This is a genomic window from Citrobacter sp. wls829 (assembly GCF_005280825.1).
GTDB lineage: Bacteria > Pseudomonadota > Gammaproteobacteria > Enterobacterales > Enterobacteriaceae > Citrobacter > Citrobacter gillenii.
Window position 1 is genome coordinate 137,118 of the sequence record NZ_SZWP01000038.1, and the last position, 20,377, is coordinate 157,494.

Genomic DNA, 20,377 nt, shown 5'->3' on the forward strand with positions numbered 1-20,377 from the left:
CCGGAGAAATCCGGCCCTTTTTTTTAGTTCATCCTTTCCACAATCATTGCAATCCCCTGACCGCCGCCGATGCACAGCGTAGCCAGTCCGAGGGTTTTATCCCGCGCTTGTAGCGCGTGAAGCAACGTGACCAGAATACGCGCCCCGCTGGCGCCGATAGGGTGCCCAAGCGCGATTGCTCCGCCGTTGACATTCACCTTTTGTGCATCAAATCCCAGCGTTTTCCCTACTGCCAGAAACTGTGCGGCAAACGCCTCATTGGCCTCAATCAGGTCGATATCAGACAATTGAAGCCCGCTCAGTTGCAGCACTTTTTGCGTCGCCGGAACCGGCCCCATGCCCATGATGGCGGGTGCGACGCCGCCGCTGGCATAGGCTTTGATGCGCGCCAGCGGCTTCAGCCCAGCAGCCAGCGCCGCCGCTTCTTCCATGATTACCAGCGCGGCAGCACCGTCGTTGATCCCCGAAGCATTTCCGGCGGTGACGCTTCCTGTTTTGTCGAAAGCGGGACGCAATGCAGCCAGACCTTCCGCGCTGGTGTCAGCTTTAGGGAATTCATCACGATCAAACATGATCGCTTTTTTCCGCGATACCACACTCACCGGGACGATCTCTGCCTCAAATGCGCCTGACTCTATTGCCGATACCGCTTTACGCTGCGACATCAGCGCCAGTTCATCCTGCATCTCCCGACTAATGCCATACTCCTTGGCAACGTTTTCAGCGGTGATCCCCATATGGTAGCCATGCTCGGCGCAGATCAGACCGTCGCGCAGGATTACATCTGACAACTGTCCGTCCCCGAGGCGATATCCCCAGCGGGCTTTGGCGTCTAACAGGTACGGTGCCTGGCTCATGTTTTCCATGCCACCGGCGACAATTGCCTGAGCCTGTCCGGCCTGGATTGCCTGAGCGGCAAGCGCCACGCTTTTGAGGCCCGAGCCGCACACTTTGTTGAGGGTAAAACCGCATACGGTGTCGGCGAGACCGCTTTTTAACAGCGCCTGGCGTGCAGGGTTCTGTCCTAAACCAGACTGCAGCACGTTGCCCATGATCACCTCGTCAACCCGGAGTGGGTCAAGGCGGGCGCGCTCTAGCGCGGCTTTAATCACGGTTGCTCCGAGTTCGACGGCGCCGGTGGTGGCCAGTGAACCATTAAAGTTACCGATTGCGGTACGCGCCGCACTGACGATGACACAATTTTTCATTTTTCTGTTCCCTTAAATAAGTGGTTGCCGTCAGAACAAGGTCAATCCAATGACGAAAATGACGCCGGAGAAAAGCAGGGCGGTGATGCAGTAGCCCATAATGTCGCGCACGCCCAGCCCGGCGATAGCTAGCGCAGGTAATGCCCAGAACGGTTGCGCCATGTTCATCCACTGCTCGCCGTAGGCGATGGCCATCACCGATTTACCCAGGTCGGCACCGAGCGCCTGCGCGGCAGGCAACACGAACGGTCCCTGAATAACCCAGTGTCCGCCACCTGATGGCACGGCAAAGTTAATCAGCGCGGAACTGAAGAAAGTCATTAATGGGAAGGTGTCTTTGTTGGCGACGTCGATGAAGAATTCGGTAATCAGCCCGCCGAGACCGGAATGCTCCATCATTAGTTGGATCCCGGCGTAGAAGGGGAACTGTACCAGGATCCCCGCGGTGCTGCGGGCGGCGGCGCTGACGGCACGCATATAGGCCATTGGCGTTTTGTGCAGCAGCAGACCGGCAATCATAAACATCAGGTTGACGGTGTTGATGGTGAGGTTGAAACCCTTGTCGGCGAAATACAGTGCCAGGTAAGCAATCCCCAGTCCGCCAATGATCAGCGTCAGAATACGGCTCTCTTCCAGACGCTCGGACGGCGGTGCGTCTGGCGGGAGTTTCTTCTGGAAATCATCTTCTTCCAGCAATAATTTTGGATCGATGCTTACCACATCAGACGGTTTCGGCGTCATCATGCGTGTGATGAACGGCATGACCACAATGAGCGCCAGAGTGATGAAAATATTGAAATCGGTAAACAGGGTGTCGCTGACCGGAATTAACCCGGCAACGTGCTCGACCGGGTTGCCCGGCGTTGCTGCCAGCAACGGCATTGAGCCGGAGAAGCCGCCACCCCAGGTCAGAAAGCCGATGTAGGCGCAGGCAATCAGCAGCGGGTAGTCAGAGCCGGGTACCCGACGGGCGACTTCACGAGCAAACATCGCTCCCACCACCAGACCAAAGCCCCAGTTGATGACGCTGGCGACCGCGGCAAAGAATGTCACCAGCATAACGCCCTGTGTGGGGGTTTTAGCGGCTGAAGCGGCGGTGCGCAGCAGACTTTTAACCGGACCGGAGCTGGCCAGCGCGTGGCCGGTGACGATGATCAGCGCCATCTGCATACCAAATGCCAGCAGATTCCAGAAGCCATCTCCCCAAAACTTGACCATGCTGATCGGTGTTTGCGGCGTCAACCACAGCGCAATGGCGAACGTTATCAGCGTCAGCAGCATGGCGAAGATCAGCGGATCGGGCAGCCAGCGGCTGACGAAACGCGTCATAAAGCGTGACATACGGCCAATCATACGTCACCTCGCAGGATGACCAGGTCGGTGGCGACAGCAAATTGTGCGTCGGTTTTCTCACGCAGGGCGGTGATATCGCAGCCTTCCGCGATTTCTGTGAGCCACATTTTACCGTCAATGAAGCGGAAAACGGCGAGTTCGGTGACCAGCATATGTACCGCGTGCTGGGCCGTCAGTGGCATGGTGCAATGGCGGAGAATTTTAGCCGCGCCATCTTTTGCACAATGTTCCATGGCGATAATGACTTTACGCGCGCCGGTGACCAGATCCATTGCGCCGCCCATACCGGGCACCATCTTACCGGGAACCACCCAGTTGGCGAGGTTAGCCTGTTCATCAACCTGCAACCCACCGAGGACACAGGCATCAACATGGCCACCGCGAATTAACGCGAATGACATAGCGCTATCAAACATTGCGGCACCGGGCAAAATACCACACGGTTGCCCACCGGCGTTGACCAGATCGGGATGGGCGGTGGTGACCGGACCCAACCCGAGAAAACCGTTCTCGGACTGCAAGGTAATGTGAATATCGGCTGGCAGGTAGTTGGCGACCATCGTCGGCAGACCTATACCTAAATTCACCACGTCGCCGTCGCGAAGTTCTTGCGCCACGCGGCGCGCAATACGTTGTTTAGCATCCATAATCAGGCCTCCAGAGGGCAAATGATGTGGTCGATAACGGCGCCGGGGGTGATTATCTGGTCAGGGAGAAGCTCACCTATTTCGACCATTTCATCCGGCTCCACCAGCGTGAGGTCGGCGGCAAGGGCGATCAGTGGGTTGAAATTGCGCGCGCTGAGTTGATAGGTGAGGTTGCCAAGCATGTCTGCGCGGTGCGCACGAATCAGCGCCAGGTCTGCACGCAACGGGCGTTCAAGCAGCCAGGTTTTGCCATCAAGCGTCAGGGTCTGCTTGCCGTCTTCGACAATGGTGCCAACGCCGGTAGGCGTCAGAAAACCGCCAAGCCCCGCGCCGCCGCAGCGGATTTGCTCTATCAGGGTACCTTGCGGCACCAGTTGAACCTCCATTTCACCGGCAATCATGCGTCGACCGGTTTCAGGATTGGTGCCAATGTGCGAAGCAATCACTTTGCTCACACGGCCATTGACGATCAGCGGCCCGATCCCGGTATCGACAAAGGCGGTATCGTTAGCGATAAGTGTCAGGTCTCTGACGCCGGACTCAAGTAAAGCTTCAACCAAACGGGGTGGGGTACCTACGCCCATAAAGCCCCCGACCATGATGGTCATGCCGTCGCGAAAGAAATGTGTAGCGTCTTGTAAGGTAAGAAGTTTTGTTTTCATTCTATTTCCCTGTTGCCTGGTCCATTTTGGGTACATCAGGGAATTGCAAGCGGGATGCCAGAATGGTGAAATAGAAAGGAATATCGTTAATTCATTGAATCTGTAGGGTTATTTGTTCTCAGGCTATGTGATAGTGATGGGGGGGCTATGCAGAGTTTTGCGCAGTGTGCAAAATTCTGCATAGCAACTTTCTGTCTCAAACCCCTGTCGGGTCGATGTCATATTCTTGAAGTTTATACATCAGGGCGCGTCGGCTGATACCCAGCATCAGCGCCGTGCGGGTGCGGTTTCCGTCCTGTTGTTCAAGAACCTCCACGATGATCCGTTTTTCCTCGCGTTTAATTTCTTCTTTCAGGCTACGTTCCCCCGTTTGAGTGGGTTTTACTTCGGTTATTGCGCTGATGGGTGAACGGAACTGGTCGGGAAGATCGTCGGCAAAAATCACCGCGCCGGTGTTCATTACCACCGCGCGTTCAATCACATTGGAGAGTTCACGGATATTGCCCGGCCACGACCAGGCACTGAGGATCGACATTGCTGTTGGGTCGATATCGATGATATCGCGCTGATTCTCAGAACTGAATTTTTGTAAAAAATGGTTGGCCAGCAGGGCGATATCTTCCCGCCGCTCACGTAACGGTGGCAGCTGAAGGTGGATGACATTCAAACGATAAAACAGATCTTCGCGGAAAGTGCCTGCTTTCACCATTGTTTGCAGGCTACGGTTGGTGGCGGCGATAATGCGGATATCGACGCGAATGGTTTGATGCCCGCCGATGCGTTCAAATTCTCTTTCCTGCAAAATGCGCAGCAGCTTCGCCTGCAGGCCTGGTGGCATTTCGCCAATTTCATCAAGGAAAAGCGTACCCTGATGGGCGCGTTCGAATAAACCCTGGCGTAGCGTTTGCGCCCCGGTAAACGCCCCCTTTTCATGACCGAACAGCTCGCTTTCCAGTAACGATTCCGGCAGGGCGGCGCAGTTGATTTTGATAAAAGGGCCGTTGGCGCGTCTGCTGTTGTAATGGATCGCCCGGGCGATCAGCTCTTTTCCGGTGCCGCTCTCACCGCTTACCAACACGCTGGCCTGCGAGAGGGCGATTTTCGCCGTATCTTTACAGATATCCTGCATTAGCGGGCTGTTGGTCAGGATATGCCCCCATTGCCAGCTGGTGCTTAGTGCTTTATGCAGGTTGCGGATCTCCTGCTTCATCGCCTGTAGCTGCAACGCGCGCTGGATAACCAGGTTAAGCTCATCCAGATCGAAAGGTTTGATCAAGTAATCAAATGCGCCGCTGCGTAAGGCTTCTACCGCCGTTTCGACTTCAGCGTAAGCAGTCATCAAAATGACGGGGATACGCGGTTGCTGAGTACGCATGACTTTCAGTGCCTCAATACCGTCCATGACCGGCATGCGAATGTCCATCAACACTACGTCAGGCTGCTTTTCGTTAAACAGCGCCAGGCCAGCCTCACCGTCGCAGGCGCTGTGCGTCTCATGTCCTTGTAGAGAAAACGCGGTAGTCAGCATACGGCAAACATTGGCTTCATCATCAACGATGAGAATACGGTAGGTGGTTTTCATTCTGACGGGGTTTCCTGCGGATGAGTCGGTAAAATAAGGGTGAAGGTTGCACCGCAGCCCGGCATGCTGGCGACGCGAATATCGCCCTGATGGGCGTTAATAATCCGTTGGCTGAGGGCCAGACCAAGCCCTGTTCCCGAGGCTTTGGTGGTGAAGAACGGATCAAATATTTTTTTCTGCAGCGCAATATCGATGCCGCAGCCGTTATCCTCGATGGTCACCGCCTGTTGTGATGCCGTGTATTGCCAGGTACGGATCTTAATGTCACCGCGTGCGCTGATGGCTTGTACCGCGTTGATTAAAATGTTGAGGATCACCTGCTTGAGGAGTTCGCGATCGGCGACGATTGCTGGCAGGTGGGTATCTAATTCGGTGGTAAAGGTGATACGCGCCTGAATACCGGAGGTTTGCACCAGGATTAGCGTCTCTTCAATTAACGCATTGAGCTGCACTTGCTGCCACTGGCTTTGTCGCGGGCGTGAGAAATCCAACAGTTGTTGGATAACTTTATTGATTGAATCAATTTCGTTCAGCACCACGGATAAATATTCCTGATGCTCCGGCAAGGTCGTTTGTTGGCGGATAATCTGCACATAACCACGGATTGCCGTCAGCGGATTTCTCACTTCATGAGCCACTCCGGCCATCAGTTCGCCGAGGATGGCAAGCCGTTCAGTTTGTGCCAGTCGCCGCTGGGTCTCTTTACGGGCGGTTAAATCGGAGAAGAAAACCAATGCGCCGATCAGTTCACCGTGTGCATTATGGATCCGGCTGGAAGTGACGCTTATCTCAATGACACGGTCGCGTCCGGGAAAACTGACTTCCTGAGCGACATGTTCGGTACCATGTTCCAGCGTATCCAGCACCGGGCTGGAAAATGGGGTGTTGGAAAAAATCCTGGCATAAGGTTGCCCGACTAACTCATGCAACGTGTAACCGGTAATTTGTTCCGCTGCGGGGTTCATCGTGGTGACATCACCCTGCCTGTCGATAGCAATCACCCCGTCGGCGGCGTTTTCAATAATCAGATCGTTAAGGGTTTTGGTTTCCAGCAGCGTTTGCGCCAGCGCATTGACGCTGCGGCTAATTTGCCCCAGTTCGCCGGGCAATTCTGGCAGTCGGGTTGGCGTCTTTTGTCCCAGCGTTAACAGACCGTCGGTGATGATGTCGATATTGGCGCTGAGACGGCGGGAGAACAGCACGATCAGCAGCAGGCTGATGAGCAGTCCTGCCGCCAGCACGGCGACGATTCTGACGTCCATTTTTCTCGCTTGCTGGCGAATATCTTCCGTCAGTTCGTTGGCCCAGATATAGCCAATAACCTCACCATGACGTTTGATCGGTAGCATTGAATTAAGGATGTCGCCGCGCACCTGTTGGCCTGAGACGACGATGGCCGACTGGGTGCTCATCACGTCACGTCCTGGGTGGTCAGGTGAGATAGTGAGTCCCACATTGCCCTGATAAAGCGCAGAAGGGGAGTAGGTGATCACGGCATCGAGGGCTTTGTGGTAGTAGCCCGCGCCCACGCCGGGAAACGCCTGTGTGATGCGCTCGGTGATGGGGCCCAGCGCCTGATTAAGCGCACGAATGCGCGCGTCACGCGGCAAATTTGCATAGTCGCTAAAACGATCGCCCAAGGCATCGTTTAGCAGGGCTAACACCGATGACAGTTTTTTCTCTTTTTCAGATAAGACTGCTGAACGGCCTTCGGTTTCTACGATATAACCAATGGATATCGTCGGTACTGTCACCATCAGAATGGCCATCATGATCATTTGGTTGCGTAAACGTCGCGGGGTTAAACGACGCGTCAGCCATTTCAGGTCGGGCATTCTGACATCCGTACAAGGTATTTAAGTCAAACGACGATTATCAGGGGTTAAGATAATGTTTTCTCAGCGGTGTATCATATTCCCGTAAAGAGAGGGCATTGCGACGCCGGGCATTTACCGCTACCTTAACCACACTTATTCATACCCTGAGGCGGAGCTTCGCCCCTTTGAAATACCTTGCTTCTGTTCATGCAACCCTAAAAGTCTCACGCTACCTGTTCAGAGCGCTGGCGCTGCTGGTCTGGCTTCTGATTGCTTTTGCGAGTGTGTTCTACATTGTGAATGCGCTGCATCAGCGAGAATCGGAGATCCGTCAGGAGTTTACGCTTAGCTCCGATCAGGCGCAGCGCTACATTCAGCGCACGTCTGATGTGATCAAAGAGCTGAAATATATTGCAGAGAACCGCTTAACAGCGGAAAACGGCGTGATGTCGTTGCGGGCGCGGGATGACAAAACCGTTGTGCCCAATTTTGAGCCGCTGTTTGCTGATTCCGACTGTGCGGTGATGGGCAACGCCTGGCGTGGTTCACTGGAATCGCTGGCGTGGTTTATGCGCTACTGGCGCGACAATTTCTCCGCCGCCTATGACTTAAATCGCGTGTTTCTGATCGGCAGCGATAACCTGTGTATGGCCAACTTTGGTCTGCGTGATATGCCCGTTGAACGCGATGAGGCGTTGAAAGCGTTGCATGAACGCATCGTTAAGTACCGCAATGCGCCGCAGGACGAAAACGGCAATAACCTGTTCTGGATAAGCCAGGGGCCGCGTCCGGGCGTGGGCTATTTTTATGCGCTGACGCCGGTGTATCTGGCGAATCGCCTGCAGGCGCTGCTTGGCGTTGAGCAGCCGATTCGTATGGAAAACTTCTTCACGCCGGGTAATCTGCCGATGGGCGTGACTATCCTTGATGAAAATGGTCACGCGCTGATTTCGCTGGCTGGCCCTGAGGGGACGATCAAAGCTGAACCGCGTTGGATGCAGGAGCGTTCCTGGTTTGGTTATACGCCGGGTTTTCGCGAGCTGGTGCTGAAGAAAAATCTGCCGCCATCATCGCTCAGTATTGTGTATTCCGTCCCGGTCGATCTGGTGCTGGAACGTATTCGCATGTTGATCCTCAACGCTATTCTGTTGAATGTGCTTGTGGGCGCGGCGTTGTTTATGCTGGCACGTATGTATGAGCGACGTATTTTTATCCCTGCGGAAAGCGATGCCCAGCGTCTGGAAGAACATGAACAGTTTAACCGTAAAATTGTTGCCTCTGCGCCAGTCGGTATTTGTATTCTGCGCACTATCGACGGTATTAACATCCTGAGTAACGAGTTGGCGCATACCTATCTGAATATGTTGACCCACGAGGACAGGCAGCGGCTAACACAGATCATCTGCGGTCAGCAGGTTAATTTCGTTGATGTGCTCACCAGCAATAATACCAATCTGCAAATCAGCTTTGTGCATTCGCGCTATCGCAATGAAAACGTGGCGATTTGCGTACTGGTTGATGTTAGCGCACGTGTCAAAATGGAAGAGTCGCTGCAGGAGATGGCGCAGGCAGCGGAGCAGGCTAGCCAGTCTAAATCGATGTTCCTCGCCACGGTCAGCCATGAGCTGCGTACGCCGCTGTACGGCATTATCGGCAACCTGGATTTGCTGCAAACCAAAGAGTTGCCGAGTGGTGTCGATCGGTTGGTCACGGCGATGAACAACTCCTCAAGCCTGCTGCTGAAAATTATCAGCGATATTCTCGACTTCTCAAAAATTGAATCTGAACAGCTTAAGATTGAGCCGCGTGAGTTTTCACCGCGCGAGGTGATGAACCACATAACGGCCAACTACCTGCCGCTGGTGGTACGTAAGCAGCTGGGATTGTACTGTTTCATCGAACCGGATGTGCCGGTGGCGTTGAATGGCGATCCCATGCGCTTGCAGCAGGTGATCTCTAATCTGTTGAGCAATGCGATTAAGTTCACCGATACCGGCTGCATTGTGCTGCATGTGCAGCGTCATGGTGATTATCTCAGTATTCGCGTACGTGATACCGGCGTGGGCATTCCGGCCAAAGAAGTCGTGCGTCTGTTCGATCCGTTCTTTCAGGTCGGCACCGGGGTTCAGCGTAATTTCCAGGGGACCGGATTGGGGCTGGCGATTTGTGAAAAACTGATCAGCATGATGGATGGTGATATATCCGTCGATTCCGAACCCGGAATGGGCAGCCAGTTTACGGTGCGTATTCCACTGTATGGTGCGCAGTATCCGCTGAAGAAAAGTGTGGAAGGGCTGGCCAATACCCGCTGCTGGCTGGCGGTACGTAATGCTTCACTGTATCGCTTTATCGAAGCCAGCCTGACGCGTAACGGGATGACGGTGCTGCGCTATGAAGGTCAGCAACCCGACGCTGATGACGTGCTGATTGCCGATGATGTGCAGGAACAGGCATGGCAGGGACGCGCCGCGGTGATTTTCTGTCGCCGACATATCGGCATTCCGCAGGAGAGAGCGCCGGGTGAGTGGGTGCACAGCGTGGCCTCACCGCACGAGCTGCCTGCGCTGCTGGCGCATATATATCGCGTTGAGCTGGAGGATGAAAATCTCTCCAGCGCGCTGCCTGCCCCGGATAAAATCGGCAGTACCCACGATGACATGATGATTCTGGTGGTTGACGATCATCCGATCAACCGCCGCTTGTTGGCCGATCAGTTGGGATCGTTGGGGTATCAGTGTAAAACGGCCAATGATGGTGTAGACGCACTCAATGTGCTGAGCAAAAATCATATCGATATCGTGTTGAGCGACGTCAACATGCCGAATATGGACGGTTACCGCCTGACGCAGCGCATTCGTCAGCTGGGGCTCACATTGCCGGTGGTTGGCGTAACGGCGAACGCACTGGCAGAAGAGAAGCAGCGTTGTCTGGAGTCAGGGATGGATAGTTGCTTATCCAAGCCGGTGACGTTGGATGTGCTGAAGCAGACGCTGACGGTGTATGCGGAAAGAGTGAGAAAAACGAGGGGATAAAAAATGCCGGATGGCGGCGTTTGCCTTATCCGGCCTACGGAACATACCTCAATGAGGTATCGTTCGTAGGCCGGATAAACGTAGCGCCATCAGGCATGTTGATGGAAAAGGAATCAGTCTTTGTCGGACGGGCTTAGCGTCACGGACGAGAGATAATTCAGCAGGGCGATATCGTTTTCAACGCCCAGTTTCATCATCGCGGACTTTTTCTGGCTACTGATGGTTTTAATGCTGCGGTTGAGCTTTTTGGCGATTTCAGTGACCAGGAAACCTTCCGCGAACAGGCGCAGAACTTCGCTCTCTTTCGGCGAAAGACGTTTGTCACCATACCCGCTGGCACTGATTTTCTCCAGCAAACGAGAAACGCTTTCTGGGGTAAATTTCTTGCCTTTTTGCAGCGCCGCCAGTGCTTTTGGCAGATCCGTTGGCGCACCCTGTTTCAGCACGATCCCTTCAATGTCGAGATCCAGCACCGCGCTGAGGATCGCCGGGTTGTTGTTCATGGTCAGGACGATGATCGACAGGCTTGGGAAATGGCGCTTGATGTATTTAATTAACGTGATCCCGTCACCGTATTTATCTCCCGGCATAGAGAGATCGGTTATCAACACATGCGCGTCTAATTTCGGCAAATTGTTGATCAGTGCAGTGGAGTCTTCAAATTCGCCGACAACGTTCACCCATTCGATTTGCTCAAGTGATTTACGAATACCGAACAGTACAATCGGATGGTCATCGGCAATAATTACGTTCATAGTGTTCATGTATTGGGCTACCTTGCTACAGCAAGCTCTTGACGTAAGTGTCAATGTCGCTGATGTACTTTTCTATACCTGGAGCATCTTTTTCTTGAATAAGATGTTCCAGCGCTTCACATAACTGCTTGCCGGGTACCAGATTAAGCATGGCAAACACGCCTTTCAGGCGATGGGCGGTTTGGGCTAACGCAGCGAAATCGCTGGTTTCCGCCTCAGTATACAACCTCTTAACATCATCCGGTACTGTGTCTACAAAGAGTGCATAGTAACCACTGGCATGAAGTTCGGCGTTTTCATCTCCGCCGAGGGGGATTTCCTGGATCTCTTCCTGCGCCAGCTGCTCTTCTATTAGCTCGAGGACAGCTTCCTGCATAGCATTGCTCATATTAAAGTTGACGCGCAGCTGGCCAGGGCCAATTTTGCGTACGCCAGACTCATCATCGCTTAAAAGCAAGCCCGAGGCAGTAAGATTAGACGGATTATCAGTTAAAAAGAGATCATATTCTTGACTACTCAACCGTTCATCGGGCGTGATGCAGGTGGCTCCCCAGTTTTCTAGCTGACGTAATACGATGCTACGTACCTCACTGGAGGTGACATCAACCATCACGCAGACGTCATCCAACAGGCGCTCTTCAATGTCAGCATGTTGGTCATGCAGCGGCATTTTAACATGGACGATATAACGCGTTCCAAGTTCTTCACGCGCTTTGATATTCAGGTGCCCGCCCAGTTTACGGGCCAGCTGATCGCATAGCCAAAAGGTCAGCGGGTTGGCTTTGCCATAGCGATCGCCCTGCGTTTCATTGATGAACGGAAAATGTAGATTATCAATTTCATTCAACGTTACGCCTTCACCAGTATCCAGAATACGGAAGGTCAGGCGCTCTGCCTCTGATTCATCCTGGTCAACTTCGAGGGTAATTTTCCCAATTTGCGTGGTGGTTACCGCGTATTGAATCAACAGCAGCAGAATACGGCGCAGGGCGTCACGGTCGCCGCGGCGTTCATCGCTGGCACTGAGGTTATTTTTAATCAGCAGCTGCAGGCCTTTGCGTTTAATGACTGGCAGAACGTCAGGCACCACTTCATCAATTAACGTTTGAACGGAGAACAGCGTGGACTCGCTTTTCCAGCTGTCGCTCTCGAGAATATTGGCCAACTGAATTTCATCAACCATTCGCACCAGCACATCGGCCTGATTTGCCAGTTTTTGGCTGTCAGGCGTATTGAGTGCGGCGGCATTAACGGCCAGTATTCTGGCCGGATCTTTCAGGGCACTGCCGATATTCTGCATAAATGCGGCGCGGGCCTGCTGATTTTTCTCATACAGGCGCTGGGCTTGTTTCAGTTTTTTATTCACCAGCACTTCTTTGTCCTGGTCGCGAATAATAAAGATCTGCGTACGCGGTGATATCTGGCTGCGGAACAGTCGGATTTCATACAGTTCATTATTAATGGTGGCCTGGATCACGCCCTGATGCTGCTCAGCCATGCTGGTTATGTTTTGCAAATTCAAATGCGGCAGCAGGTGGTCGGCAATTTTATTGCTGATGACCGTACGGTTGGCTTCCTGGTCGTGCACCAATAAGCCCAGCGGCAGCAGTGAAACAATCTCTTCGTTGATTGCTCGCAAAACGCGTAATTCATTATTGGCGGCAAGGTTTGGCGCCACGTCGGTCGAGCGGGCAGGGAGGTGGCGAAAGGTGGTATAGCCAAACAACGCCAGTGCCAGCAATGCGATGTTCAGCAACAGCGGCAGCAGGATATTTTGCAAGGTGTCGAGCAGCAATGAACCGAACGGGACCTGCCAGACCAGTCGCATATCCGTTGAGTTTAGCGCCGATGAAATCTCAATTTTGGCGTTATTGAAGCTGATACTGACGCTGTCAGGCGACTCTTTTTCATTACTGTGCTCGACCGTTGAGGTGGCATCAGGTTCCAAATGAAAACTGTCCAGCGGCATGCCTGGCGGGATCAGATCATTAATGGGCAGGTCAAACGCCACCACGGTGGCCAGATGTCCCGGCTGATTAAAGGTGGTACGCAGTGTGAAGTAATGGCCGTTTTGCCAGACCAGGCGGCGCAGCGAGGAGAAGCTTTCACGTTCATCCAGCGCATTGGCCTGCTGTAGCATTTCTGCACGGCGCGAATCGACGATATTACCAATCGTCGACTCTTTAAAGCCGGAGGTCAGATCTTTCAGTGGCAACGTCGAAATCAGGATCAGGCTGTTGTCCTGGCCATTGAGATAATACATTGACCATGGGACATTCTCGGCTCCCCACAGGGTATCCAGGTAGGTTGAGATACGCTGGGTCATCTCCAGCGTTGAGCTGTCATGCGAGCCAAAAATAAGCGCTTCGGTTTTTCTGCGTGGTTTCTCAAGATAGTAGATATCTTGTTTCAAACGGGTTTCTTGTAGTCCATCCGCTGTGGCGGATTGCGGGGTGGCGGCAATATTGTCATAAATTTGCCACGTGACGTACCGCCAGGTATCTACTCGTTTATGGATGGCATGCGTGATATCGACAATCTGATAGCTCTTATCTTTTAGCCAGGTGTTGACCGCGCTCTGGACCATCACGCCCATCATCACTAACAGCACAACGATCAGTAATAAGAAGAAACGGGTAATACTTCCCGGAAGTAGGGAAAATCGGGTAGAAGCCGTTGTGTCTGACTGACTCATTCGTGTTTAAGACCTGTTAGAACGATGCTTAAGATGAAGGGGCAGTATAAAGGGTAATGGATGAATTGCCATACTCTCGCAGCACCGGACGCATGGCATGTGTTTACCGCACATCTTGCTTCGTCACGCCGTGGTCAATCTGTACAGTCCACAGTGTCAGGTACAAATAGAAATCTTGAACCTAAGAAATTAGCATTAAATAACAAGAAATTATTAGATAAGTTTAGATGTGATTAATGCACAGAGAAATAGTTAATAATTGTTATAGTTTTTGGTTGGTAGCACAGGACTGTCAGTTTTGTGTAAATTAGGGTAAAAAAAAACCGAACGCAGAGCATTCGGTTGAAATAGGGGTAAACAGACATTCAAGAATGAATGACGGTAATAAATAAAGTTAATGATGATAGCAGTGCTATTTTAGTTGCGAGTGAAGATTTTGTTTTGTCATTCAGTGCTATGGGTTTTTTGAATGCAATTGATTGATTTATATCGTTATCTGTATGTTTCTTGACTATTCGTGCTTATTTTGCTCATTTTTTGATTTTTAAAAAGTTCCCTGATATTAACATTTTGAAACATCTATGTGGATAAATGAAACACCTTTAAAGTTTTAGTATCATATTCGTGTTGGATTATTCTGTGTTTTTGCGGAGAATGAAGTTGCCGACTGGTTAATGAACGTAATCAGTATGCAGTGGCATAAAAAAAGCAATAAAGGCATATAACAGAGGGTTAATAACATGAAAGTCAAAGTACTGTCCCTCCTGGTCCCAGCTCTGCTGGTAGCAGGTACCGCGAATGCGGCTGAAATTTACAACAAAGACGGCAACAAATTAGACCTGTACGGTAAAGTCGACGGTCTGCACTATTTCTCTGATGACTCTTCTAAAGATGGCGATCAGACTTATATGCGTATCGGCTTCAAAGGCGAAACTCAGGTTAACGACCAACTGACCGGTTACGGCCAGTGGGAATACCAGATTCAGGGTAACTCTGCTGAAAACGAAAACAACGCCTGGACCCGTGTGGCGTTTGCGGGTCTGAAATTCGCTGATGCCGGTTCTTTCGACTACGGTCGTAACTACGGCGTGGTTTACGACGTAACGTCCTGGACCGACGTTCTGCCGGAATTCGGCGGCGACACCTACGGTTCTGACAACTTCATGCAGCAGCGTGGTAACGGCTTCGCGACCTACCGTAACACCGATTTCTTCGGTCTGGTTGATGGTCTGAACTTTGCCATTCAGTACCAGGGTAAAAACGGTAGCCCGGAAGGCGAAGGCATGACGGGAGTGACCGGCAACGGTCGTGATGCACTGCGTCAGAATGGCGACGGTGTTGGCGGATCGATCACGTATGATATCGGTGAAGGCTTCGCGCTGGGTACCGCAGTCACCAGCTCCAAACGTACTGACGAGCAGAACCGTTTGAACTTCGGTACTGGCGATCGTGCTGAAACCTACACCGGTGGTCTGAAATACGACGCGAACAACGTGTACCTGGCGGCACAGTACACCCAGACCTACAACGCAACGCGTGCGGGCAACTTGGGTTGGGCTAACAAAGCGCAGAACTTCGAAGCTGTTGCACAGTACCAGTTCGACTTCGGTCTGCGTCCGTCCGTAGCTTACCTGCAGTCCAAAGGTAAAGACCTGAACAATGGCTATGGCGACCAGGATATCCTGAAGTATGTTGATGTTGGTGCGACTTACTACTTCAACAAAAACATGTCTACTTATGTTGATTACAAAATCAACCTGCTGGATGACAACAACTTCACCCAACGTGCCGGTATCTCTACCGATGATATCGTAGCGCTGGGTCTGGTTTACCAGTTCTAATCTGCGTTCATTGTTATTAAAAGGCCCTGCGGGGCCTTTTTTAATGCCGTTATTCCGGCGTACAGGCAACCCTTTTTGGTGTACTCTTGCGTCCGTTCGCATGAGGATAATCACGTATGGATATGAATTTTTGCCGCGCAGCCCTGTTGGCTGTGACGATCTTTTTTGTCGGCTGCGATAACGCACCAAAGCCGGTTCAGACCACACCGCCTGCGGCCACCGTACTGGAAGGCAAAACGATGGGCACCTTCTGGCGGGTTAGCGTGGTGAACGTTGATGCTAAACGCGCCGAAGAACTGCGGGTCAAGATCCAGACGCAGCTTGATGCTGACGATCAGCTGCTCTCTACCTATAAAAACGATTCTGCGCTGATGCGTTTTAACTTGTCGAAAAGCCTGTCGCCCTGGCCGGTCAACGATGCCATGGCGGATATCATCACCTCGGCGCTGCGTATTGGCGCGAAAACCGATGGCGCGATGGACATCACCGTCGGCCCGTTGGTTAACCTGTGGGGATTTGGTCCGGACAAGCAGCCGCTGCATATCCCCACGCAGGCACAAATTGATGCCGCAAAAGCACAAACCGGGCTGCAGCACCTGAGCGTAATTAATGACACGCGGCAGAACTATCTGCAGAAAGATCTACCGGATCTGTATGTCGATCTCTCTACCGTTGGTGAAGGTTATGCTGCCGATCATCTGGCCCGACTGATGGAGCAGGAGGGGATCGCCCGCTATCTGGTGTCCGTTGGTGGGGCGCTGAACAGCCGGGGGATGAACGCCGAGGGACGTCCGTGGCGAGTAGCGATCCAGAAACCCACCGATCGGGAAAACGCGGTGCAGGCGGTTGTCGATATTAACGGTCATGGTATCAGCACGTCCGGCAGTTATCGCAATTATTACGAACTGGACGGAAAGCGTCTGTCGCATGTGATCGATCCGCAAACCGGTCGGCCAATTGAGCATAATCTGGTCTCGGTGACGGTGATTGCGCCTACGGCACTGGAAGCCGACGGCTGGGATACCGGCCTGATGGTGCTCGGCACGGATAAAGCCAAAGAGGTGGTGCGTCGTGAAGGGCTGGCGGTTTATATGATTGTCAAAGAAGGCGAGGGGTTTAAAACCTGGATGTCGCCGCAGTTCGAAAGCTTTCTGGTCAGCGATAAAAATTAAAAAGCAAGATTGCAGGTTTTTACGCCCTGCAATGCGGACACACTGAGGCTAAGCACTATGCTTAACAAAGGAGTCCATTATGAATAATCTTCAACGCGTAACCGATGAGGACCGTTGGCAGTCTGTGTTACAGCGTGATGCGGACGCTGACGGTCAGTTTGTTTTTGCCGTACAGACCACGGGTATCTTTTGTCGACCGTCATGTCGGGCTAAACATGCGCTGCGTAAAAATGTCCGTTTCTTTGCCGATGCCGGGCAGGCGTTAGCGGCAGGATTTCGTCCCTGCAAACGCTGTCAGCCGGATAAAGCCAACGCGCAGCAGCAGCGGCTGGAGAAGATTAGCCTGGCGTGCCAGCTGTTAGAGCAGGAGTCGCCGCTCACGCTGGAGGCTTTAGCCCAGCAAGTGGCGATGAGCCCGTTTCATCTACATCGTCTGTTTAAAGCTACGACGGGCATGACGCCGAAAGCGTGGCAGCAGTCCTGGCGCGTCAGGCGTTTGCGTGACGCGCTGGCGAAAGGCGCACCGGTGACCCAGGCGATTTTGAATGCCGGCTTCCCCGACAGCAGCAGCTATTACCGTAAAGCGGATGGAGCGCTGGGCATGACGGCAAAGCAGTTTCGTCAAGGCGGCGATAAGCTGGCGATTCGCTATACCGTGGCGGACTGCGCACTGGGCCGCTGCCTGGTAGCGGAAAGTGAACGCGGTATCTGCGCAATTTTACTCGGCGACGACGATGCAACGCTGGTATCTGAGCTGCATGAACTGTTTCCTGCAGCACGTGGTGTGCCTGCGGATCCCGATTTTCAACAGCGTGTGCGCGAAGTGATCGCGGTCATTAACTCACGTAATACCCCATTGTCGCTGCCGCTGGATATTCGGGGAACCGCGTTTCAGCAGCAGGTGTGGCAGGCGCTGCGTGACATTCCCTGTGGCGAAACGGTGAGCTACCAGCAGTTGGCGAATGCTGTGGGGAAACCGAAAGCGGTGCGCGCTGTGGCGAGTGCCTGCGGAGCAAATAAGCTGGCGATTGTGATCCCGTGTCATCGGGTGATCCGCGGCGATGGCGTGCTTTCGGGTTATCGCTGGGGCGTCGCCCGCAAGGCGCAACTGCTGCACCGTGAAACCACAGGTGAGGACAGATAATGCTTGATCTCTTTGCGCAGGCAAAACCCTGGCAGGAGCCGCTGGCGTCCGGTGCGGTCATTTTGCGCCGTTTTGCGTTTGATGCCGCGCCTTCTTTATTACAGGAAATGGCGGTTGTCGTCAGACAATCGCCGTTTCGCCAGATGGTGACCCCCGGCGGATATACGATGTCGGTGGCGATGACCAACTGTGGTCAATTGGGGTGGACGACCGATCAGCATGGCTACCTCTATTCTCCGGTCGATCCGTTGACCGGTAGCGCCTGGCCGCGTTTACCTGACGTTTTTGCCGAACTGTGTCAACAGGCGGCGACCGCTGCGGGCTATCCCGATTTCCGACCAGATGCTTGTTTGATCAACCGCTATACGCCAGGGGCAAAACTGTCTTTGCATCAGGATAAAGACGAACCCGACCTGCAAGCGCCTATTGTTTCTGTCTCGCTGGGCCTGCCGGCAATCTTTCAGTTCGGTGGTTTGAAGCGCAACGATCCGTTAAAGCGGCTGCTGCTGGAACACGGTGATGTGGTGGTGTGGGGCGGGAAATCGCGCTTGTTTTATCATGGTATACAGCCGCTTAAGACTGGCTACCATCCGTTGACAACGGACTGCCGTTACAATCTGACTTTTCGCCGGGCGAGTAAAGAAGAATAAAAATAAGAATTATTATTGCTGTCGGCGAAGAGATGTTTAAACTGCGGGCTGTTATTACTTGCCCGGGTTGAACACATGGAACTTTTACTTCTTGTCTGGCGGCAGTATCGCTGGCCATTTATCAGCGTCATGGCGCTCAGCCTTGCCAGTGCTGCGTTGGGGATTGGGCTGATTGCGTTTATCAACCAGCGCCTGATTGAAACGGTCGACACCACGCTTATGGTGCTGCCGGAGTTTCTCGGCCTGCTGCTGTTGCTGATGATCGTGACCCTTGGTTCACAGCTGGCGTTGACCACGCTGGGACACCACTTTGTCTACCGTCTGCGTAGCGAATTTATCAAACGTATTCTGGATACTCACGTCGAGCGCATCGAACAGCTCGGTAGCGCCGCGTTGCTGGCTGGCTTAACCAGCGATATCCGCAATATCACCATCGCCTTTGTCCGCCTGCCGGAGCTGGTGCAGGGGATTATATTGACCGTCGGGTCTGCGGCATATCTGGCTATGCTGTCGACCAAAATGTTGCTGGTGACGGCAATCTGGATGGCGATCACCATCTGGGGTGGATTTGTGCTGGTGGCGCGGGTGTACAAACACATGGCCACGTTGCGTGAAACCGAAGACAAGCTGTACAACGATTACCAGACGGTGCTGGAAGGGCGCAAAGAGCTGACCCTTAACCGTGAACGTGCTGAGCATATTTTTAATCAACTGTACGTCCCGGATGCCAAAGAGTACCGCCACCATATTATTCGTGCCGATACCTTCCACCTGAGCGCGGTCAACTGGTCGAACATTATGATGTTGGGTGCCATTGGCCTGGTGTTCTGGATGGCTAACAGCCTCGGCTGGGCGGATACCAACGTCGCGGCAACCTATTCGCTGACGCTGCTGTTCCTGCGTACGCCGCTGCTGTCTGCCGTTGGCGCGCTGCCCACGCTGCTCACCGCTCAGGTGGCGTTTAATAAACTGAATAAATTTGCACTGGCACCGTTCAAGGCTGAATTCCCTCGTCCTACTGCATTCCCAAACTGGAAAACGCTCGAGCTACGTAACGTAGTTTTCCACTATCAGGACAATGCTTTCTCCGTTGGGCCGGTCAATCTGACCATTCACCGTGGCGAGCTGATCTTCCTGATTGGCGGCAATGGCAGCGGGAAATCTACGCTGGCCATGTTACTGACCGGGTTATACCAGCCGCAGTCTGGCGAGATCCTGCTCGACGGTAAGGCGGTGGCGGTCGACAAACCTGAAGACTACCGCAAGCTGTTCTCCGCCGTGTTTACCGACGTCTGGCTGTTTGACAAACTGCTGGGGCCGGAAGGTCAATCGGCCAACCCGGCGCTGGTCGATAAGTGGCTGGAACATCTGCAGATGGCGCACAAGCTGGAGCTGAACGACGGGCGCATTCTGAATCTTAAGCTGTCGAAAGGGCAGAAAAAACGCGTGGCACTGCTGCTGGCGTTAGCCGAGGAACGCGACATTATTCTGCTGGATGAATGGGCTGCCGATCAGGACCCGCACTTCCGGCGCGAATTCTACCAGGTGCTGTTGCCGTTGATGCAGGAGATGGGCAAAACCATTTTTGCCATTAGCCACGATGATCACTACTTTATTCATGCCGATCGCTTGCTTGAGATGCGCAATGGCCAGCTGACTGAGCTGTTGGGCGACGATCGCGACGCTGCCTCGCGTGATGCCGTCGCACGTACTGCCTGAATCGGTGAGTTGTTACCCGATGGCACTACGCTTATCGGGCCTATAACTCCGCGTGCCGCCGGTTTTTTATCCATCCGGCGGCTTCGTTTATTGTTATTTA

Annotated in this window: 14 protein-coding genes; 6 read left to right on the forward strand and 8 right to left on the reverse strand. The window is 53.1% G+C overall.

Annotated features, from left to right (window positions below):
• Window positions 1-23 precede the first annotated feature (23 nt).
• The 6 genes from FDW88_RS05125 to atoS all read right to left on the reverse strand — a co-directional run bounded on the left by FDW88_RS05125 (window position 24) and on the right by atoS (window position 7,287).
• Window positions 24-1,208: an acetyl-CoA C-acetyltransferase gene (locus FDW88_RS05125; RefSeq protein ID WP_137362147.1), complete on the reverse strand. Its 1,185-nt coding sequence runs from the start codon at window positions 1,206-1,208 to the stop codon at window positions 24-26.
• Between the two features lie 30 nt (window positions 1,209-1,238).
• The gene (locus FDW88_RS05130) at window positions 1,239-2,561 is read right to left on the reverse strand and encodes a TIGR00366 family protein (RefSeq protein WP_115257935.1); all 1,323 of its coding nucleotides are present in this window, start codon (window positions 2,559-2,561) and stop codon (window positions 1,239-1,241) included.
• Window positions 2,558-3,208 (reverse strand): 3-oxoacid CoA-transferase subunit B, encoded by a 651-nt coding sequence (locus FDW88_RS05135; RefSeq protein WP_115257936.1) that lies wholly within the window; start codon window positions 3,206-3,208, stop codon window positions 2,558-2,560. The genes FDW88_RS05130 and FDW88_RS05135 overlap by 4 nt, the downstream gene beginning before the upstream one ends.
• 2 nt (window positions 3,209-3,210) lie before the next feature.
• Entirely contained in the window at window positions 3,211-3,870 is a 660-nt protein-coding gene (atoD, locus tag FDW88_RS05140; protein WP_117343431.1) for an acetate CoA-transferase subunit alpha, read from the reverse strand.
• Between the two features lie 196 nt (window positions 3,871-4,066).
• Window positions 4,067-5,452, reverse strand: coding sequence for an acetoacetate metabolism transcriptional regulator AtoC (atoC, locus tag FDW88_RS05145; protein WP_137362148.1), 1,386 nt, complete (start codon window positions 5,450-5,452; stop codon window positions 4,067-4,069).
• The gene (gene atoS, locus FDW88_RS05150) at window positions 5,449-7,287 is read right to left on the reverse strand and encodes a two-component system sensor histidine kinase AtoS (protein ID WP_137362149.1); all 1,839 of its coding nucleotides are present in this window, start codon (window positions 7,285-7,287) and stop codon (window positions 5,449-5,451) included. Before atoS ends, atoC begins: the two co-directional genes overlap by 4 nt.
• A gap of 167 nt (window positions 7,288-7,454) precedes the next feature.
• Here atoS and rcsC point away from each other — a divergent pair, with 167 nt between their 5' ends.
• The gene (gene rcsC, locus FDW88_RS05155; RefSeq protein WP_115257940.1) at window positions 7,455-10,301 is read left to right on the forward strand and encodes a two-component system sensor histidine kinase RcsC; all 2,847 of its coding nucleotides are present in this window, start codon (window positions 7,455-7,457) and stop codon (window positions 10,299-10,301) included.
• 113 nt (window positions 10,302-10,414) lie between these two features.
• Here rcsC and rcsB read toward each other — a convergent pair whose 3' ends face one another.
• Both rcsB and rcsD read right to left on the reverse strand, forming a co-directional pair.
• Window positions 10,415-11,065 carry a response regulator transcription factor RcsB gene (rcsB, locus tag FDW88_RS05160; protein WP_045445418.1) on the reverse strand — a complete coding sequence of 217 codons (651 nt, stop codon included), beginning with the start codon at window positions 11,063-11,065 and terminating at the stop codon, window positions 10,415-10,417.
• Window positions 11,066-11,081: 16 nt separating this feature from the next.
• A complete protein-coding gene (gene rcsD / locus FDW88_RS05165) occupies window positions 11,082-13,751 on the reverse strand; it encodes a phosphotransferase RcsD (protein ID WP_117343435.1) in 2,670 nt (889 codons plus the stop codon).
• A gap of 740 nt (window positions 13,752-14,491) precedes the next feature.
• Here rcsD and FDW88_RS05170 point away from each other — a divergent pair.
• The 5 genes from FDW88_RS05170 to FDW88_RS05195 all read left to right on the forward strand — a co-directional run bounded on the left by FDW88_RS05170 (window position 14,492) and on the right by FDW88_RS05195 (window position 20,277).
• Window positions 14,492-15,592, forward strand: a complete 1,101-nt coding sequence (locus FDW88_RS05170; RefSeq protein WP_137362150.1) for a porin OmpC — start codon at window positions 14,492-14,494, stop codon at window positions 15,590-15,592.
• 116 nt (window positions 15,593-15,708) lie between these two features.
• A complete protein-coding gene (gene apbE / locus FDW88_RS05180) occupies window positions 15,709-16,764 on the forward strand; it encodes an FAD:protein FMN transferase ApbE (RefSeq protein WP_137362151.1) in 1,056 nt (351 codons plus the stop codon).
• A 79-nt stretch (window positions 16,765-16,843) separates the two neighbouring features.
• Window positions 16,844-17,908: a bifunctional DNA-binding transcriptional regulator/O6-methylguanine-DNA methyltransferase Ada gene (gene ada, locus FDW88_RS05185; RefSeq protein WP_137362152.1), complete on the forward strand. Its 1,065-nt coding sequence runs from the start codon at window positions 16,844-16,846 to the stop codon at window positions 17,906-17,908.
• Window positions 17,908-18,558, forward strand: coding sequence for a DNA oxidative demethylase AlkB (gene alkB / locus FDW88_RS05190; RefSeq protein WP_096756423.1), 651 nt, complete (start codon window positions 17,908-17,910; stop codon window positions 18,556-18,558). The genes ada and alkB overlap by 1 nt, the downstream gene beginning before the upstream one ends.
• Before the next feature lie 75 nt (window positions 18,559-18,633).
• The gene (locus tag FDW88_RS05195) at window positions 18,634-20,277 is read left to right on the forward strand and encodes a multidrug ABC transporter permease/ATP-binding protein (protein ID WP_115257945.1); all 1,644 of its coding nucleotides are present in this window, start codon (window positions 18,634-18,636) and stop codon (window positions 20,275-20,277) included.
• Window positions 20,278-20,377: the final 100 nt, after the last annotated feature.

Coding starts and splice junctions, on each gene's coding strand:
- alkB (WP_096756423.1), top strand. CDS start 17,908: ATGCTTGATCTCTTTGCGCAGGCAAAACCCTGGCAGGAGCCGCTGGCG.
- atoS (WP_137362149.1), bottom strand. CDS start 7,287: ATGCCCGACCTGAAATGGCTGACGCGTCGTTTAACCCCGCGACGTTTA.
- FDW88_RS05195 (WP_115257945.1), top strand. CDS start 18,634: ATGGAACTTTTACTTCTTGTCTGGCGGCAGTATCGCTGGCCATTTATC.
- atoC (WP_137362148.1), bottom strand. CDS start 5,452: ATGAAAACCACCTACCGTATTCTCATCGTTGATGATGAAGCCAATGTT.
- rcsD (WP_117343435.1), bottom strand. CDS start 13,751: ATGAGTCAGTCAGACACAACGGCTTCTACCCGATTTTCCCTACTTCCG.
- rcsB (WP_045445418.1), bottom strand. CDS start 11,065: ATGAACACTATGAACGTAATTATTGCCGATGACCATCCGATTGTACTG.
- ada (WP_137362152.1), top strand. CDS start 16,844: ATGAATAATCTTCAACGCGTAACCGATGAGGACCGTTGGCAGTCTGTG.
- FDW88_RS05170 (WP_137362150.1), top strand. CDS start 14,492: ATGAAAGTCAAAGTACTGTCCCTCCTGGTCCCAGCTCTGCTGGTAGCA.
- atoD (WP_117343431.1), bottom strand. CDS start 3,870: ATGAAAACAAAACTTCTTACCTTACAAGACGCTACACATTTCTTTCGC.
- FDW88_RS05135 (WP_115257936.1), bottom strand. CDS start 3,208: ATGGATGCTAAACAACGTATTGCGCGCCGCGTGGCGCAAGAACTTCGC.
- FDW88_RS05125 (WP_137362147.1), bottom strand. CDS start 1,208: ATGAAAAATTGTGTCATCGTCAGTGCGGCGCGTACCGCAATCGGTAAC.
- FDW88_RS05130 (WP_115257935.1), bottom strand. CDS start 2,561: ATGATTGGCCGTATGTCACGCTTTATGACGCGTTTCGTCAGCCGCTGG.
- apbE (WP_137362151.1), top strand. CDS start 15,709: ATGGATATGAATTTTTGCCGCGCAGCCCTGTTGGCTGTGACGATCTTT.